Source organism: Nereida sp., assembly GCF_965655635.1.
In the GTDB taxonomy this organism is placed as follows: Bacteria; Pseudomonadota; Alphaproteobacteria; order Rhodobacterales; family Rhodobacteraceae; genus Nereida.
In genome coordinates this window covers 1-15774 of the sequence record NZ_CBFHHE010000037.1, presented here as the reverse complement: position 1 = coordinate 15774, position 15774 = coordinate 1, and the positions used below count along the sequence as shown (strand labels likewise).

The 15774-nt window shown below is 54.3% G+C and carries 18 protein-coding genes; 8 read left to right on the top strand and 10 right to left on the bottom strand.

What is annotated here, in order from left to right:
• Positions 1 to 100: 100 nt before the first annotated feature.
• From ACTF5M_RS10030 to ACTF5M_RS10005, 6 genes are all read left to right on the top strand, one after another.
• A complete protein-coding gene (locus ACTF5M_RS10030; protein ID WP_048597666.1) occupies positions 101 to 754 on the top strand; it encodes an alpha/beta hydrolase in 654 nt (217 codons plus the stop codon).
• 80 nt (positions 755 to 834) lie between these two features.
• Positions 835 to 1077, top strand: coding sequence for a hypothetical protein (locus ACTF5M_RS10025; protein WP_438960865.1), 243 nt, complete (start codon positions 835 to 837; stop codon positions 1075 to 1077).
• Positions 1074 to 2270, top strand: a complete 1197-nt coding sequence (locus tag ACTF5M_RS10020; RefSeq protein ID WP_438960864.1) for an HD domain-containing protein — start codon at positions 1074 to 1076, stop codon at positions 2268 to 2270. The genes ACTF5M_RS10025 and ACTF5M_RS10020 overlap by 4 nt, the downstream gene beginning before the upstream one ends.
• Before the next feature lie 129 nt (positions 2271 to 2399).
• Positions 2400 to 3608, top strand: a complete 1209-nt coding sequence (locus ACTF5M_RS10015) for an NADP-dependent isocitrate dehydrogenase (RefSeq protein WP_438960863.1) — start codon at positions 2400 to 2402, stop codon at positions 3606 to 3608.
• A 159-nt stretch (positions 3609 to 3767) separates the two neighbouring features.
• Complete coding sequence (locus tag ACTF5M_RS10010) at positions 3768 to 4346, top strand: YqaA family protein (RefSeq protein ID WP_438960862.1); 579 nt, start codon at positions 3768 to 3770, stop codon at positions 4344 to 4346.
• Positions 4343 to 4792, top strand: a complete 450-nt coding sequence (locus ACTF5M_RS10005) for a disulfide bond formation protein B (RefSeq protein ID WP_438960861.1) — start codon at positions 4343 to 4345, stop codon at positions 4790 to 4792. Before ACTF5M_RS10010 ends, ACTF5M_RS10005 begins: the two co-directional genes overlap by 4 nt.
• Here the strand turns inward: ACTF5M_RS10005 and ACTF5M_RS10000 are convergent.
• From ACTF5M_RS10000 to ACTF5M_RS09990, 3 genes are all read right to left on the bottom strand, one after another.
• Positions 4789 to 6252 carry a carboxypeptidase M32 gene (locus tag ACTF5M_RS10000; RefSeq protein WP_438960860.1) on the bottom strand — a complete coding sequence of 488 codons (1464 nt, stop codon included), beginning with the start codon at positions 6250 to 6252 and terminating at the stop codon, positions 4789 to 4791. The genes ACTF5M_RS10005 and ACTF5M_RS10000 overlap by 4 nt on opposite strands.
• 6 nt (positions 6253 to 6258) lie before the next feature.
• Positions 6259 to 7398 carry a heme A synthase gene (ctaA, locus tag ACTF5M_RS09995; protein WP_438960859.1) on the bottom strand — a complete coding sequence of 380 codons (1140 nt, stop codon included), beginning with the start codon at positions 7396 to 7398 and terminating at the stop codon, positions 6259 to 6261.
• Between the two features lie 62 nt (positions 7399 to 7460).
• A complete protein-coding gene (locus ACTF5M_RS09990) occupies positions 7461 to 8231 on the bottom strand; it encodes an RNA methyltransferase (RefSeq protein ID WP_438960858.1) in 771 nt (256 codons plus the stop codon).
• 84 nt (positions 8232 to 8315) lie between these two features.
• On the opposite strand from ACTF5M_RS09990, the gene ACTF5M_RS09985 reads away from it, so the two are divergent.
• Positions 8316 to 8963 carry a thiamine phosphate synthase gene (locus tag ACTF5M_RS09985; RefSeq protein ID WP_438960857.1) on the top strand — a complete coding sequence of 216 codons (648 nt, stop codon included), beginning with the start codon at positions 8316 to 8318 and terminating at the stop codon, positions 8961 to 8963.
• Here the strand turns inward: ACTF5M_RS09985 and ACTF5M_RS09980 are convergent.
• The 3 genes from ACTF5M_RS09980 to ACTF5M_RS09970 form a co-directional block, all read right to left on the bottom strand.
• Entirely contained in the window at positions 8960 to 9787 is an 828-nt protein-coding gene (locus ACTF5M_RS09980; RefSeq protein ID WP_438960856.1) for a lysophospholipid acyltransferase family protein, read from the bottom strand. The two genes, ACTF5M_RS09985 and ACTF5M_RS09980, sit on opposite strands and share 4 nt — an antisense overlap.
• Positions 9784 to 10536 carry a GNAT family N-acetyltransferase gene (locus tag ACTF5M_RS09975; protein ID WP_438960855.1) on the bottom strand — a complete coding sequence of 251 codons (753 nt, stop codon included), beginning with the start codon at positions 10534 to 10536 and terminating at the stop codon, positions 9784 to 9786. Before ACTF5M_RS09975 ends, ACTF5M_RS09980 begins: the two co-directional genes overlap by 4 nt.
• 119 nt (positions 10537 to 10655) lie before the next feature.
• Positions 10656 to 10838, bottom strand: coding sequence for a DUF3553 domain-containing protein (locus ACTF5M_RS09970; RefSeq protein WP_048597676.1), 183 nt, complete (start codon positions 10836 to 10838; stop codon positions 10656 to 10658).
• A 27-nt stretch (positions 10839 to 10865) separates the two neighbouring features.
• Here ACTF5M_RS09970 and ACTF5M_RS09965 point away from each other — a divergent pair, with 27 nt between their 5' ends.
• Positions 10866 to 11477, top strand: a complete 612-nt coding sequence (locus ACTF5M_RS09965) for a histidine phosphotransferase family protein (RefSeq protein ID WP_438960854.1) — start codon at positions 10866 to 10868, stop codon at positions 11475 to 11477.
• A gap of 26 nt (positions 11478 to 11503) precedes the next feature.
• Here ACTF5M_RS09965 and ACTF5M_RS09960 read toward each other — a convergent pair whose 3' ends face one another.
• The 4 genes from ACTF5M_RS09960 to ACTF5M_RS09945 form a co-directional block, all read right to left on the bottom strand.
• Positions 11504 to 12769: a glutamate-5-semialdehyde dehydrogenase gene (locus tag ACTF5M_RS09960; RefSeq protein ID WP_438960853.1), complete on the bottom strand. Its 1266-nt coding sequence runs from the start codon at positions 12767 to 12769 to the stop codon at positions 11504 to 11506.
• Positions 12770 to 12790: 21 nt separating this feature from the next.
• A complete protein-coding gene (proB, locus tag ACTF5M_RS09955) occupies positions 12791 to 13897 on the bottom strand; it encodes a glutamate 5-kinase (RefSeq protein ID WP_438960852.1) in 1107 nt (368 codons plus the stop codon).
• Positions 13885 to 14922 carry a GTPase ObgE gene (obgE, locus tag ACTF5M_RS09950; RefSeq protein ID WP_341245708.1) on the bottom strand — a complete coding sequence of 346 codons (1038 nt, stop codon included), beginning with the start codon at positions 14920 to 14922 and terminating at the stop codon, positions 13885 to 13887. The genes proB and obgE overlap by 13 nt, the downstream gene beginning before the upstream one ends.
• Before the next feature lie 69 nt (positions 14923 to 14991).
• The gene (locus tag ACTF5M_RS09945) at positions 14992 to 15525 is read right to left on the bottom strand and encodes a GNAT family N-acetyltransferase (RefSeq protein ID WP_438960851.1); all 534 of its coding nucleotides are present in this window, start codon (positions 15523 to 15525) and stop codon (positions 14992 to 14994) included.
• Between the last annotated feature and the right edge of the window lie 249 nt (positions 15526 to 15774).

The following is a 15774-nucleotide window of genomic DNA, read 5'->3' as shown; positions in this document are numbered from 1 at the left end:
AACCGGCGGCGTCAATACGCACCCCGCACTGAGTGAACCGCGAACAGATATCGTCCGAAGCGCACGCAGCCCCGCGGCGCAGCCACATTAAGGGACCCCTATGCCCGAAGTCATTTTCCCTGGCCCCGAAGGCCGCCTCGAAGGTCGTTACCACCCCCAGAAAGAAAAAGACGCGCCTATCGCTATCGTTCTTCATCCACACCCGCAATTCGGCGGCACGATGAACAACAAGGTCGTCTACAATCTGCACTACGCGTTTTATAACATGGGCTTCACGGTCCTGCGGTTTAACTTCCGCGGCGTAGGACGCAGCCAAGGTGAATATGACCAAGGGGTCGGCGAACTGTCAGATGCGGCATCTGCACTCGATTACCTGCAGTCGATGAACAACAACTCCAAACACTGCTGGGTCGCTGGCTTTTCGTTTGGCGCTTGGATTGGCATGCAGCTGTTGATGCGTCGTCCTGAAATCACGGGTTTCATCTCGGTCTCACCGCCCGCGAATATGTACGACTTCTCGTTCTTGGCGCCCTGCCCGTCATCTGGCCTGATCATCAATGGTTCAAACGACCGTGTCGCACCACCCGCGGACACCGTAAACCTGGTCAATAAGCTGCACGAACAAAAAGGCATCACGATCACTCATGATGAGGTTCCGGGTGCTGGCCACTTCTTTGAAGAAGACCACATGGACACGCTGATCGATACAACGACCAGCTACGTCCAGCGTCGCTTAACTGAAAACACACGCTAAGAAATGAGGCGCAGCTTTCAACGGCTGCGCCTTTTATGTACCGTTTTTAGTATGATTTTTCCGCCCTTAAGGAACCGCCCATGGACGATCTTCAAAAGATGGCTTCTGATTTAGCCGCTGAGTGTATCGCAGTTCAGAAAGAAATTGGCGACGAACGGCTTTTCATTCAGGTCGCATCTGTGTTGGGCGCCTCCTCACAAACTCTTGAGGAAGCTTTCCTGACCAACGTGCGCACGAAAATGGCCGCTGAAAAAGCCCGCGCATTTCTAGTTGAAACTCTGCGCGTCCACCGCGCGTCCATGGATACCAGCCCACACACATGACCGATGCCGCCCACTGGCCAGTTCCTGCGCCGAACACGCCCGATGATCTTGATCAGCAGTTGACGTTCCTGCGCGAGATTGACCGGCTGAAGCAGATCAACCGCAATAACCTTTTGACTACCAATGCGCGCCCTGAAAATACCGCCGAGCACAGCTGGCACGTAGCACTGCTTGCACTGGTCGCAGCCCCCTATTTCCCCAAACCGGTCGACGTTGATCGCGCGATTGCAATGCTGTTGATCCACGACATTGTTGAGATCGACGCAGGCGACCATCCAATTCATTTGCGTCACGACCAATCCGCAATTGCCGCCAAAGAAGAAGCAGCCGCCACGCGCCTTTTCGGGCTTTTGCCGGCCGCACAAGGTACCGCACTTCATACACTCTGGCGCGAATTTGATACTGGCACATCTGACACGGCAGTTTTTGCGCGAAGTTGTGATCACCTGCATCCCGAACTGATGGTCATGACGGGCACACGAGCCAGTGATGAGCACATCCAAATCGGCGTTGATAACCTTGCGACGGGCCGCGCCTCACGCCTCAAGCAAACTTGGCCAGCTGCGTATGACTTGCTGGAAGCGTTGCACAGCGACCAAGCTGCGACAGGGCCGTTAGCTGACATCACCGCATTTATCAATCAGACAGACGCGCTGAAACAAGTCCTACGCGCCACGCCCATCTTGAGCGACCATCGGCAAGAAAACTCGGGTGAACACAGCTGGCATCTCGCCATGTTCGGGCTGATCTTGTCTGGCCACGCCACAGATCTTTCGGCAGATACGCAGGCCGCGACCATTATCAAGATGTTGCTGATCCATGATATTGTTGAAGTGGACGTTGGCGACACCCCCATCCACGGTAGCTTTGACGCCGCCGAAATCGAAAGCCAAGAACAGGTCGCCGCTACGCGAATTTTTGGCCTTCTGCCTCAGAAGGAAGGCGCTGAGCTGACTGCGCTATGGCAAGAATTTGAAGCCGCCCAAAGTCCCAACGCGATCTTCGCTAAGTCCATTGACCGCGCACAGCCCGTCTTGGCCAATCTTGCACAACATGGTGGCACTTGGCCAACCTATCACGTTACACGCGAACAGCTTGAGGCCCGTGTAGCTGCAAAAATCAAACGCGGCTTTCCCGCTCTTTGGAATGCAATAAAGCCCGAGATTGATCTATGGTTTGCCAATAATACTTAGCGTGTAGCTGCTTCACTCTTTATTAGTATACAATTGCATACTATACTTTCGTTAGAAAAGTTTTTGCGCTAACCAAAGCCTGAAACACCCGTTGATTCACGAGCCAGCCAAATTGCAAAGGGCCCAATCATGACCAAGATTAAGGTAGAGAACCCCGTCGTTGAACTCGACGGCGATGAGATGACACGCATTATCTGGGACTTTATCAAGAAGAAGCTGATCCTGCCGTATCTCGACCTTGATCTGAAATACTACGATCTGGGCATGGAAGTACGTGATGAGACCAATGACCAAATCACGATTGATGCAGCAGAAGCCATCAAGAAATACGGCGTCGGTGTCAAATGTGCGACGATCACCCCCGATGAGCAGCGGGTTAAGGAATTTGGCCTCAAAAAGATGTGGCGCTCGCCCAATGGGACGATCCGCAACATTTTGGGCGGCGTTGTGTTCCGCGCACCGATCATTTGCTCAAACGTGCCCCGCCTTGTACCAGGCTGGACTGACCCTATCGTAATTGGCCGCCATGCGTTTGGCGATCAGTACAAAGCAACTGACTTCCTGATGCCCGGCCCTGGCAAGCTGACCATGAAATTTGTGGGCGAAGATGGCACAGTGATCGAAAAAGATGTCTATGACAGCCCCTCTGCGGGCGTGGCCATGGGCATGTATAACCTTGATGCCTCAATCATTGATTTTGCGCGTGCCTCGTTTAACTACGGCCTGAACCTTGGATGGCCTGTGTATCTATCGACCAAAAACACAATCCTGAAAGCCTACGACGGACGTTTCAAGGACTTGTTCCAAGAAGTCTTTGACGCAGAGTTTGCCGAAAAATTCAAAGAGGCAGGCATCTGGTATGAGCACCGCTTGATCGATGACATGGTCGCTTCGGCGATGAAATGGTCAGGCAAGTTCGTGTGGGCCTGCAAAAACTACGACGGCGACGTACAATCGGACACAGTCGCTCAGGGTTTTGGCTCGCTTGGACTGATGACCAGCCAATTGATGACGCCGGACGGCAAAATCGTTGAGGCAGAGGCCGCACACGGCACCGTCACGCGCCACTTCCGTCAGCACCAGAAAGGCGAAGCGACATCGACAAATTCCATCGCCTCTATCTATGCGTGGACAGGTGGCCTGAAGCACCGCGCGAAACTCGACAATAACGCGGAACTTATGAAGTTTGTTGAAACCCTTGAAAAAGTAATCGTGGACACAGTTGAATCCGGCTTCATGACAAAAGATTTGGCATTACTGGTCGGTCCAGATCAAAGCTGGCTAACCACGGAAGGGTTCTTGGAAAAGATCGACCAAAACCTCAACGCGGCCATGTAAATGCCTTCCCTCATCGTTGCCAAAGTAATGCGCGGCGGTGAGGGCCTTCTTTTGTTTTATAAATATCCAAACAGGCAGCCTGTCCCACTGGTTGACCCCCCGCCCAATCTCGCTATCACCGTTAGCAAAAGTTCTTCGTAGCGCGGTGAGGCAAGCCATATGATCCAACGGTTGTACAACTGGACTTTGTTCATGGCCGAGCACCCTCACGCGCTTTGGGTACTCGCACTCGTGTCTTTCGTGGAAAGTTCGATCTTTCCCATCCCCCCCGATATTTTGATGATCCCGATGATCCTTGCTGCTCCGTCAAGGGCGTTTGTGATTGCAGGTGTTGCACTTGTCTCATCGGTTTTGGGCGGCCTGTTAGGATATGCGATCGGGGCACTGGCCTTTGACACCATCGGGCAACCAATTTTGCAGGCCTTGGGCAAAGCCGACAGCATGGAGGCCTTCAATGGCCGCTTTAATGACGTCGGGTTCTGGGCAGTTCTCATCGCGGGGATCACCCCCTTCCCCTACAAAGTCATCACGATCATGTCGGGCTGGACCGCGATGCCGTTGGGCACATTCATCGTCACATCGATTATCGCACGCGGACTGCGCTTTTTCATCGTCGCGGCACTGTTGTGGAAATTTGGCGCCCCTATCAAAACCTTTATCGAAAAGCGGTTACCGTTGATGTTCACACTTTTTGTGTTGGTCTTGATTGGCGGCGTTTACGCGGTGAAATTTCTATGAAGCGTCTTAGTTTGATCGCGGCGGGTGGTTCACTCGCGCTTATGCTTGCGGCCTATGGCTTTCAGCATTTTGGCGGGCTCGCACCTTGCAAAATGTGCCTGTGGCAACGCTGGCCCCATGCTGCCGCAATCTTGTTGGGCGGCTTGATGTTGTTTTTTCCCACACGCGTAATTGCTTGGCTCGGTGCACTTGCTGCTGCGACCACGTCCGCGATTGGCTTTTATCATTCAGGCGTAGAGCAAAAGTGGTGGGAAGGCCCATCAAGTTGCACCGGTGGCGGTCTGTCTGGCCTGTCGGGCAACGCGCTGCTGGATCCAAACGCCGCCGGCAAAGTGGTGATGTGCGATGACATCGCATGGGCATTCATTGGGCTATCGATGCCTACTTGGAACGGCATCGTGAGCCTTGCACTTGCGCTGATTTGGGTTGCTTCAGCCCGCCGCTAAGACGCGAATTTATCTTTAAGATAGGCCAACAAAGGCGCTTCTGTGATGTCTGCCTCTGACGTACCGCAAGCCTTTGCGATGACCTCTTTCGGACGGTAAAGCCCACCATGGCACTGCACATTGCGTCTCAGCCAACCGGTCGCCGCAGAGGTGTCCCCCTTGGCAAGCATATCATCCAGCCCCGTGATGTCTCTGCGCAGCGCGTCATGCAAGCACCCCGCATAAACATTACCTAGCGAATAGGTCGCGAAATACCCAAACAGACCAACAGGCCAGTGCACATCTTGCAACACACCATTGCTTGCACGGTCAGGGGCGTAGCCAAAATCAGCCTCAAAACGGCTGTTCCACGCGTCCTCCAGATCAGCAACATCAAGCGCACCGGACATCAACTGACGCTCAAGATCGAAGCGAAGGGCCACATGCAGATTGTATTGAACCTCATCGGCCTCTGTGCGGATGAACCCCGTGTTCAGCCGGTTCACAACGCGGAAAAACGTGTCCTCGTCTGCCACACCGAAATCACCAAACGCATCGCGCATTTGGCCAAAAAGCCAGCCCGTGAATGCACGACTGCGCCCTAATTGGTTTTCATAGATGCGGCTCTGGCTTTCATGAACGCCCATCGACACACCCGCACCAAGGGGCGTCAACAAATAGGCGTCATCAATGTTTTGCTCATAACACGCGTGGCCTACTTCGTGGATGGTCGAGTAAAAACAATTGAACGGGTCATCCGCCGCAGTGCGGGTGGTGATACGCACATCCTGACCGCTACCAGATGAAAAGGGGTGCACCGCTTTGTCGATCCGCCCACGAGACAGATCATACCCAAAGACCTGCGCCAATTTCGAAGACAGCTCCAACTGGCGCGCCTCATCAAACGACCCCTCGAGCGCAGGCGGTTGCTCGCGCCCCATCACCTCATCACGCAGGGCAACCAACCCCGGACGAAGCGCATCAAACATCGATGACAACTCTGCTGCCGTCATACCCGGCTCGTAATCATCAAGCATGGCGTCATACACATCTCCGCCATCAGCCAAAGCAGCGCCCTCTTCGCGCTTCAGCGCCGCAACTTCCGACAGTGTCGGCGCAAAGCCTGCAAAATCATCGGCCGTACGCGCCTCGGCCCACGCACCTTGGGACAGCGATGTGACTTTGGCGATCTGTGCGGCAAGATCTGCTGGTACTTTCGTGGCCCGCGCATAGCTTTTTGCAATATGGCGTAATTGTGCGGCCTGCTCCGGCGTTTCTGGCGTGGCGGCGTCAAGCCACTCTGCGATGCGTGGATCTGTACCACGCGCGTGCAAAACTTTTGCCATTGCGCCGTGTTCTTCCGCCCGCTGTGCCCCTGCACCTTTGGGCATCACTGTCTCTTGGTCCCAACCCAATCGCCCCGCGATTTGCCCAAGCGCTTGGGTTTCGCGGACAAATGCCATCAAGTCAGTGTAAGACATCTTTACCTACCCTCTGACAGATTGTGCGAGCGGGTAAATCGACAAAAAGCGTGCCCGCAGCACCAATACCCACAACACAACAGCGCCGAACTGATGTACAATCGCCAATTCCCAAGGCGATGAATTCATCACGGTCACAATGCCCAGAACAATTTGTACAGTCATCATCGCCAACACCAAGTTGAAAGCAAAACGTGTTTGCGTGTTAGGGGACCGGCGCGCCCGTAGCCAAATGAAAATACCAAAAGCAAAAAAGATGTAGCCAGTAATACGGTGCATAAATTGCACCAAACCATCGTCTTCAAAAAAGTTCCGCCACAGTGGTTCAAGGGTGAACAAATCTGGGGGCAAAAAGCCACCAGCCATCAAAGGCCAATCGATATAATTGCGCCCAGCATCGATACCAGCGACCAGTGCGCCCATCAACATCTGCAGACCCGTCAGAGCAATCAACACAATCGCCAATTTCGCAAGTGCAGGTTCACCAAGCCGACGCGCTTGGATCAGCGCACCGTCACTGCGCGAAAGCTGTAGAACATACCACGCGATCACCCCAAGAATGACAAAGGCCAATCCCAGATGCGTCGCCAATCTATAGCTGGCAACATCCAGCATTCCGTTGTCCAAACCCGACGACACCATCCACCAGCCGATCGCCCCTTGGCTTCCCCCAAGCGCGCCGAGCAAAGCCGCCTTACCGGTCCAGCCCACGGGCATTTGACGCGTTGCAAGCAACCCGAAAAAGCCAACCGCCCAGACCAGCCCCACGAAACGGCCCAACTGACGGTGCCCCCATTCCCACCAATAAATTACTTTGAATTCGGACATACTCATGCCCTTGTTTTGAAGCTGATATTCGGGAATTTCTTGGTATTTCTCGAATTCTGACGCCCAATCGGCGGCATTCATTGGCGGGATCGCTCCGGTCACGGGTCGCCATTCAGTGATGCTTAGCCCACTATCGGTCAACCGCGTGAGGCCACCAACCGCAATCATCATGACCACCAAAGCAAACAAAACAATCAGCCAGCTTTTCAGAAAGCCACGCGCGCGCCGCCGCGCTGCGTCCATACCACCCGTGACAGGCGCGTTGCTGCCCTTGTCGTTGCTTGAGACCTCTTCAAAGATGGCGCGTGATTTAGCCATAGCGGGCGATCCTTCTGATGCAATTATCTAGGCGGCAATATAGGCCCAATCGAGCGTAACAGCTAGCGGTCCGAGCTGTCTTTTGACCAGACAAGCTGTCGCAGCATTCCGTGCAGGGTTTGTACATCCGCGCGGGTAAGCGCCATACGTGACCACATATTGCGCAAGTTCGTTTTCATACTTTGCGCTTTGGCCTGCGGGAAAAAGAACCCAGCCGTGTCCAACCGTTGCTCAAAGTGATCCGCTAGCCGCTCAACTTCAATATGCGGCGCCCAATCGGTTTTGACCATTTCATGGGCCAGCGGTTCAACGCGCGTGGTCTGGCGGCGCCACTCATACCCCGTCAGCAAGACACATTGCGCAAGGTTCAGACTGGGAAATTCAGGGTTCACAGGCACGGTAATTGTGGCATTGGCGCACGCAATATCGTCGTTCTCAAGCCCCGCAGCTTCGGGGCCAAACATCACGCCAACCTTAAGGCCCTGCGCGGTCTTTGCCGCAGCCACTTCCATTGCTGCCTCGGGGCTGTAGATCGGTTTGGTCAACCCTCTGTGGCGGGCTGTCGTCGCAAATACGTAATCACAATCACCCAAAGCATCCGCCAAAGTGTCGTAAACCTGCGCGCCGTCAAGCACGCGGCCTGCCCCCGATGCCATCGCCTTGGCCGCCGGATTGGGCCATCCATCACGCGGTGCAACAAGGCGCATCCTGTCGACGCCGAAGTTCAGCATGGCACGGGCAGCCGCGCCTATATTCTCGCCCATCTGGGGGCGCACCAACACAAAGGTCGGCGGTGCAAGCAGTGTGAGTGTATTTTGGGGCGTTTTGCTCATGACAATCTGTTACGAACCGCTTGGCGAAAGGGCAACCCCTTGATAGAGGTCCTCAAAATTGCGCACTCTAGGTTTGGGGCAGATATGACTAATACACCATCCACCGATGACATCGCTGACGCCATCGCGCCACAACTCTATCTAATCTCGCCACCGCAGATCGAACTTAGCACATTTCCCGCGCTCTTGGGTCAAATGCTCGATGAGGTCGACGTGGCTTGTTTCCGCCTCGCCCTTGCCAGCAGCGACGATGACGCCATCGCACGCGCCGCTGATGCGTGCCGCGAGGTGTGTCACGCCCGCGACGTTGCAATCGTAATCGAGCACCATTTGTTGATGGTCGATAAACTTGGTCTGGACGGGGTGCATCTGACCGATGGTGCACGCACGATCCGCCATGCCTGCAAAGAGCTTGGCGATGATGCCATTGTGGGAAGTAATTGCGCGGCATCGCGCCATGACGGGCTGAACGCGGCCGAAGGTGGCGCGGATTACGTTTGCTTTGGCCCCTGCCGTGACACGGGGCTAGGCGACGGAACATTGGCTGAGCCGGATCTGTTCCAGTGGTGGTCAGAAATGATCGAAGTCCCCTGCGTCGCAGAAGGTGGTCTTGATGCGGGTACGATCCGCGCATTGGCACCGATCTCAGATTTCTTTGCTATTGGTGCCGAAGTGTGGGACGCCGAAAATCCAACAGAGGCGCTTAAAGCACTTCACGGGGCCATGATTTAAGACATCTCGTCGGCATCGAGACCACCGCGTACAATTTCCTCAGCCGCACGGGCAAGCTCTTTGCGGCTGGCGAAGTCTGAAACCTTCAACGGTGGATGATAAACCACATCTACGCCGCCCTGACGCACACCAGCCAATGTGCGCAGCAAATGCGGGGCAAAGTCCATGTCCCCCCACCACCCGTAAAACCGTGGCTCAGCACCATCAGGGGCGTGATAAATCAGCGTAACCGGCTGCACCCACAGTTCGTCGCGCAAAGGTTGTTCAAAGAAGGCTGCAAAAAGCGTTGGCTTAAAGGATAGAACACGCTTGCCATCGGTGCTTGTGCCTTCGGGGAAGAACAAAAGCTTATGGCCCGCATGCAGTCTGTCTTGGAATATCTGTTTTTGCAGGGCCGCTTCACGGGGATTACGGTTGATGAAAACTGTGCCCGTAGCCCGCGCCAGCCAGCCAATACCAGGCCATTTCGCGACTTCAGATTTGGCGACAAAGTAGATGCGCTTGCTGGCGTTAAGGGCGAAAATATCAAGCCAACTTACATGGTTTGCCACGATGGCGCCGAACTGCGGCATCACAGTGCCAAAGGCACGCCTGCGCATGCCAACAATCCGAAACGCCGTTTGGCAAACAAATTGCGTGATGAATGGCGTCCAAGGACGGCGCAGACCGAACAACGGTTTTTCAACAAAACGCACCAAAAGCAAAACGGCCAGACAGCCGAACGTAACAAACGCCAGTACCGTGCCACGCCATGCCAGACGGATTAGGCCTTGCACGCCAAGTGGTGCCTCAATGGGGTATTCCCCCTCATTCCAAGTGGTCATCGTGGAGCCCTTTGATAAAGTGCGGCTTGTTTTTGGTCAATGCGCGCCATGTCCAATACCATGCACACGTCGACTGTGTTGAATGCGTGATCGACCCAAGCGCCCTGCCCGACCATACCGCCCATACGCAGATACGCTTTAATAAGCTGCGGCGTTTCAAGAAGCGCACGGCGCGCATCCGTCTGTTCTTCACCCAATTGATCCATCGCCACTGCCGTTTCGCCCGTCGCGGTTACACGCAACTCAGGTGGCGCCAAAAACCTGTGGTGCAAGTGGCTCAGCGGGTGCGCGAGGGCATCCACATCTGTGCCGTGAAAGCTGGCAACACCAAACAGAATATCAACTTCATTTTTTGCGATATAGCCTGACAGACCTTGCCATAAATGCATAAGTGCTGCGCCACCACGGTAGGATTTATGCACGCACGAGCGGCCAAGTTCTAACAACCTGCGACCGCTGGCCTTCAGAGGCCCAAGATCGAATTCATCCTGAGAATAATAGCGGCCAATTTTGGGCATCGCATCGCTGGATAGCAGCCGGTACACCCCCACACAGGCCTCTGCATCAAAAAGCATAAGATGCTCAAAGAACGGATCGTACTGGTCTTTCTCTAGCCGCGCATCATGGTCAACCATGGGGCCGGTGCCGCCAAGTTCCGCGACGAACACCTCATAACGCAAAGCTTGTGCCGCACGGATGTCATCCGCAGACGCCGCCAACCTAACCGTAAATTTTGGTGAATGCCCCATCAAAGGGTTCCTTTCAGGTATAGAAAACCCGCGGTCCAATACCGTCGTTATATCTTATTTGCCTGACCGGCGCTTGGCAACGCGCATATATTAAGACATTACCAACAGGTAACGCGTAGCTACAGGTCGAAAACCAACTCTAATTCGATTTGCGAGCCAACAATCACGACTTTTCCCTGCTCGCGGAAATTAACTGTAACTTTACCCGCAACGTTGGATTGCACCTGGCCTATGCCCCAATCGGGCTGGTTGGGGTTTCGTACCAACTGCCCCGGCTCTAGTAATGTGTTTAGCTCAGACATCATCAGTCCTTATTTGACAGGCGCCACATGACCAAAGAAATTCAGAGCACTCCGCTAGATCTCAGCGCCCTTGTTGGCTCGCGTATTTGCCACGACCTTATCAGCCCTTTGGGCGCAATTGCCAATGGTGTTGAACTAATGGCGCTTACGGGTGCGGAACAAACACCCGAAATGCTTCTGATCGCCGAAAGTGTTGAGGCGGCAAACGCCCGCATCAAATTTTTCCGGCTGGCATACGGCACCGCAGGCGCTGATCAGCTTGTGCGTCAAAGCGAGTTGAACGCGATTTTCTCTGCGCTTTCCAGATCAGGGCGAATTACATTTGATTGGCGCGGCACGCACGATCCACTTCGCCAGCGCACCCAATTTGCGTTGCTAAGTGTTCAATGTCTGGAAACCGCCCTACCGTTTGGTGGAACAATAAGCGTCTCACATCACGAAGGACAATTCACTCTAACGGGCCGTTCAGAGCGCCTGCGTCACGATCCGGCATTGTGGTCAATGCTGACTGATGAGACCACAGTTACCAAGGTCCGGCCGTCGGATGTGCATTTCTTTTTGACCGCACAAATGCGCACAGAACATCAGATCGTCCTTATTGTTGCAGTAAGCGACGCCGAAATCAAAATGACATTCTAGCAAAGCATATTGCGCAGGCGCAGAACTTAAGACCGGATCGTCCCATCGCCGCGTACGATGTATTTGAAACTGGTCAATTGCTCTGCGCCAACCGGCCCGCGCGCGTGCATTTTGCCCGTCGCAATTCCAATTTCGGCCCCCATGCCAAACTCTCCACCATCGGCAAATTGCGTCGAGGCGTTGTGCATCAGGATTGCGCTATCCAATTCAGTCAAAAAGCGTTCAGCAGTTGTGGCGTCTTCAGTTAGAATACAATCCGTATGATCAGAGCCATACCGACGAATGTGCGCCATTGCCTCATCCAGTCCCACAACCGTCTTGGCGGCAATTTCCATATCAAGAAACTCATGCCCCCAGTGGTCTGCCGTGGCTGCCTGCGTTCCATCAATGCCCTGCAAATTCATATCCGCATCAACGGTCACACCTGCTTGCAAAAGCGCGCGGATTACATCAGCGCCCAGACTATCTTTGATCTCTTCGTGGATCAGCAAACACTCAGCGGCACCACAAATCCCTGTGCGGCGCGTCTTTGCATTCAGCACCACATCAAGTGTCTTTTGCGGATCTGCTGCTTTGTCGATGTAGATATGCACAATACCTTCAAGGTGGGCAAAAACGGGAACACGCGCTTCGCGCTGCACAAGCCCGACCAAACCCTTTCCACCACGCGGCACGATCACATCGATATACTGCGTCATGCTAAGCATTTCTGAAACTGCCGCACGATCACGGGTAGGCACCAATTGTACTGCATCCTCAGGCAAATTGGCATCACGAAGTCCCTGCTGAAGGGCTGCATGGATGGCGCGGGAGGAATGGAAGCTCTCGGAGCCACCACGCAGAATAACGGCGTTACCCGCTTTCAAGCACAGCGCGCCGGCATCAGCCGTGACATTTGGTCGGCTTTCATAGATCACCCCGATGACCCCAAGCGGTGTGCGCACACGTGAAATATTCAGACCTGTTGGCCGATCCCACTGTGCGATGACTTCTCCGACAGGGTCGGCCTGTTCTGCCACTGCGCGCAGGCTATCCACGATACCGCGAATACGCTCTTCGTCCAACATCAAGCGGTCCATCATCGCGGGGCTAAGGCCTTTGGTGCGACCGTATTCAAGATCAAGGGCATTTGCCTCAACCACCGCATCGCGGGTCTTCAACAAAGCTTCAGAGGCCGAGATCAGCGCCGCGTGTTTCCGCTCAGCTCTGGCGTTCGCCAAGGCAACACTTGCGGCTTTTGCACGTTGGCCGATGTCTTGCATCAATGCGGGAATGTTATGTGTATCGGTCATATGTTTGTCCAATCTGTTGGCCTAAAGCACCATATCGTCACGGTGGATTAATGCCGCGCGCCCCGCGTACCCGAGCAACCCTGCAATTTCAGCCGTCTTGTGACCCTTTAAAACTGTGGCCTCCGTACTGGTATAGCGGGTTAATCCCTGCCCCACATGCCCGCCAGAAATATCAAGTATCTCAACTGGGTCGCCGCGGCCAAATATCCCGCTGACTGCTATGATCCCTGCGGGCAAAAGGGAGTTGCCCGACCGCAGCGCCTTCGCAGCACCAGCATCAATCGTAACAGAACCTTTGGGCATCATCGCAGCAATCCAACGGGTACGCGCACCTTGCGGGCTTTCCGTTGCACTAAACCATGTTGAGTTTGCGCCTTCTTCAAACATCTTCAGCGGGTTGCGCGGCGTTCCTAATGTGATCGCCATGGCGCAGCCAGCATCCGTTGCCATTTTTGCAGCCATAAGTTTGGTCTTCATTCCGCCTTTGGATAGCCCCGACAGGGCATCACCGGCCATTGCTTCAATTTCAGGTGTAATTTCTTCAATCACATCAAATCGGCGCGCCGACGCATCCGATTGCGGATTAGCGGAATAAAACCCATCAACATCCGAGAGCAAAATCAACTGGTCTGCCCCGACAGTCACCGCCACTTGTGCGGCCAGCCGGTCGTTATCACCGTACCGAATTTCGTCAGTTGCGATCGTATCGTTTTCATTAACGATCGGCACAACACCAAGGCTCAACAATTGTGACAGCGTTGCGCGCGAATTTAGATATCTGCGACGGTCCTCCGAGTCCTCGAGCGTAACAAGCACCTGCCCCGTTTTGATACCGTGGGGGGCCAATGCCTCCTCATATGCGCGGGCCAACCTAATTTGCCCGACAGATGCCGCTGCCTGAGACTGCTCAAGCGCCAACTCGCCAGCGGGCAACCCCAGAACCTCACGACCCAGTGCAATCGAGCCCGATGAGACCAAAACAACGTCTTTACCCAAGCTTTTGAGCCAAGCGACGTCTTGCGCCAAGGCCAACAACCACTCGGCGCACAAAGTGCCACTTTCGCGGTCAACCAACAAAGCCGACCCGATCTTAAGAACAATGCGGTTCGCCGCTGTTAAGGACGCCATGGTTCTTCCTCAGCACCGGCTGCGCGTTCGCGGGCACGGTCCGCTTCAATCTCGGCGCGCACTTTGCGAAGGACGGCATCAAGACCCTCACGGCTCACGCCCGACATCAGCATCACGGGACCACCGACCGCCTTTTCAAGATCTGCCTTCAGATCGGCCCGCTCTTCGTCATCGAGAGCATCAATCTTGTTCAAAACGGTCACACGATCTTTCGCTGCCAGCTCACCACCATAAGCTTCCAACTCACCAATGATCGTCTTGTAATCTTCAACTACAGTGTCGGACGTACCATCGATTAGGTGCAACAGCACTGCACACCGCTCAACGTGGCCAAGGAAACGGTCGCCGATCCCGCGCCCTTCAGACGCACCTTCGATCAAGCCCGGAATATCCGCAACGACATATTCAGCATTATCAATGCCGACCACCCCAAGGTTCGGGTGCAAAGTAGTAAAAGGATAATCAGCAATTTTCGGTCGCGCATTAGACGTTGCGGCCAAAAACGTGGATTTACCAGCATTCGGCAACCCTAAAAGCCCGGCATCAGCGATCAGTTTCAGACGCAGCCAAAGGGTCCGCTCAACTGCCTCTTGGCCAGGATTGGCGCGGCGCGGTGCTTGGTTTGTTGATGATTTGAAATGAAGGTTGCCGAAACCACCATTGCCACCCTTGGCCAAAATGACCCGCTGGCCAACAGCCGTCATGTCAGCAATGACAGTTTCCTGATCTTCATCCAGTACTTCGGTGCCAACTGGAACGCGCAAAATAATGTCATCACCATCTGCACCAGTGCGCTGTTTACCCATACCTGGAACACCGTTTTTAGCGAAAAAGTGCTGCTGGTAGCGGAAGTCGATCAAGGTATTCAACCCATCGACACATTGCACAACGACATCACCGCCACGCCCACCATCGCCGCCATCCGGGCCACCGTATTCAACAAATTTTTCACGGTGGAAGCTAACCGCACCGCCCCCGCCCGCGCCGGAACGGATATAGACTTTGGCCAAATCGAGGAATTTCATATTATGTCCTTAGTGCAGCCTTGCGCAGCGAAACCTGTTGAGGGGACTAGCCACCTCGTTAATCTGTCTTTAGCCACATTTGCGCAGGTATGTCCACGTCGGGACTGCCGCATCGCGCGCCACGCAAAACACCTCCGCGTCCCCCAGATACTGAAAGCCACAATGGGTCAGTACTTTGCCGCTGGCGGGATTATCTTGGAAGACTTGGCCGACAAGCGTTTCAGCACCCTGCGGGTTTGCCTCCACAATAGCACCAAGAGCTTCAGACGCAAAACCAGTGTTCCAGAACGCAGGAGCAACCCAATAGCCAATCTCAGATTGTCGGTCGTCCAGACGCTTAAGCGCGATCACACCCAAAACTTCGGCCAGACCATGATCAGAGCCGTCCATGACCCAGATGTCATGCTCACTATTTTCGGCTAAGCCACGGTCAATAAACGCCTTGGTTGCACCAGGCGGAAGCGGGTGAGGGATTGATTCAGTGTTGCGGGCTAAACGCTCGTCACTTGTGTACATCTTGATCAAGCCACGGTCAGAGGCCCGCAAAGGGCGCAAGACGAAACGGTCACATAAAATGACGGATGCTTTTGTATCGACATTCATGATGATGACCTTTCGCTTATTCGCGCATCAAGTTGCGCTAAATTAGTGTCGCGGAGATAAGGTGCCGAGCACTTAATGAGCCCCAATAAAGCACTGGCAATATGCAAGAATTGCAAAAGTAATGTGACAAAAGAAAAGGGACCGGCCTAATGGCCGATCCCTTTAATTTTCTTAGGACGTCGGCTGTTTATTCAGCAGCTTCCGCGCGCGGCGTGACTGATACGAAAGTACGCTTTTTCAGACCCTTGT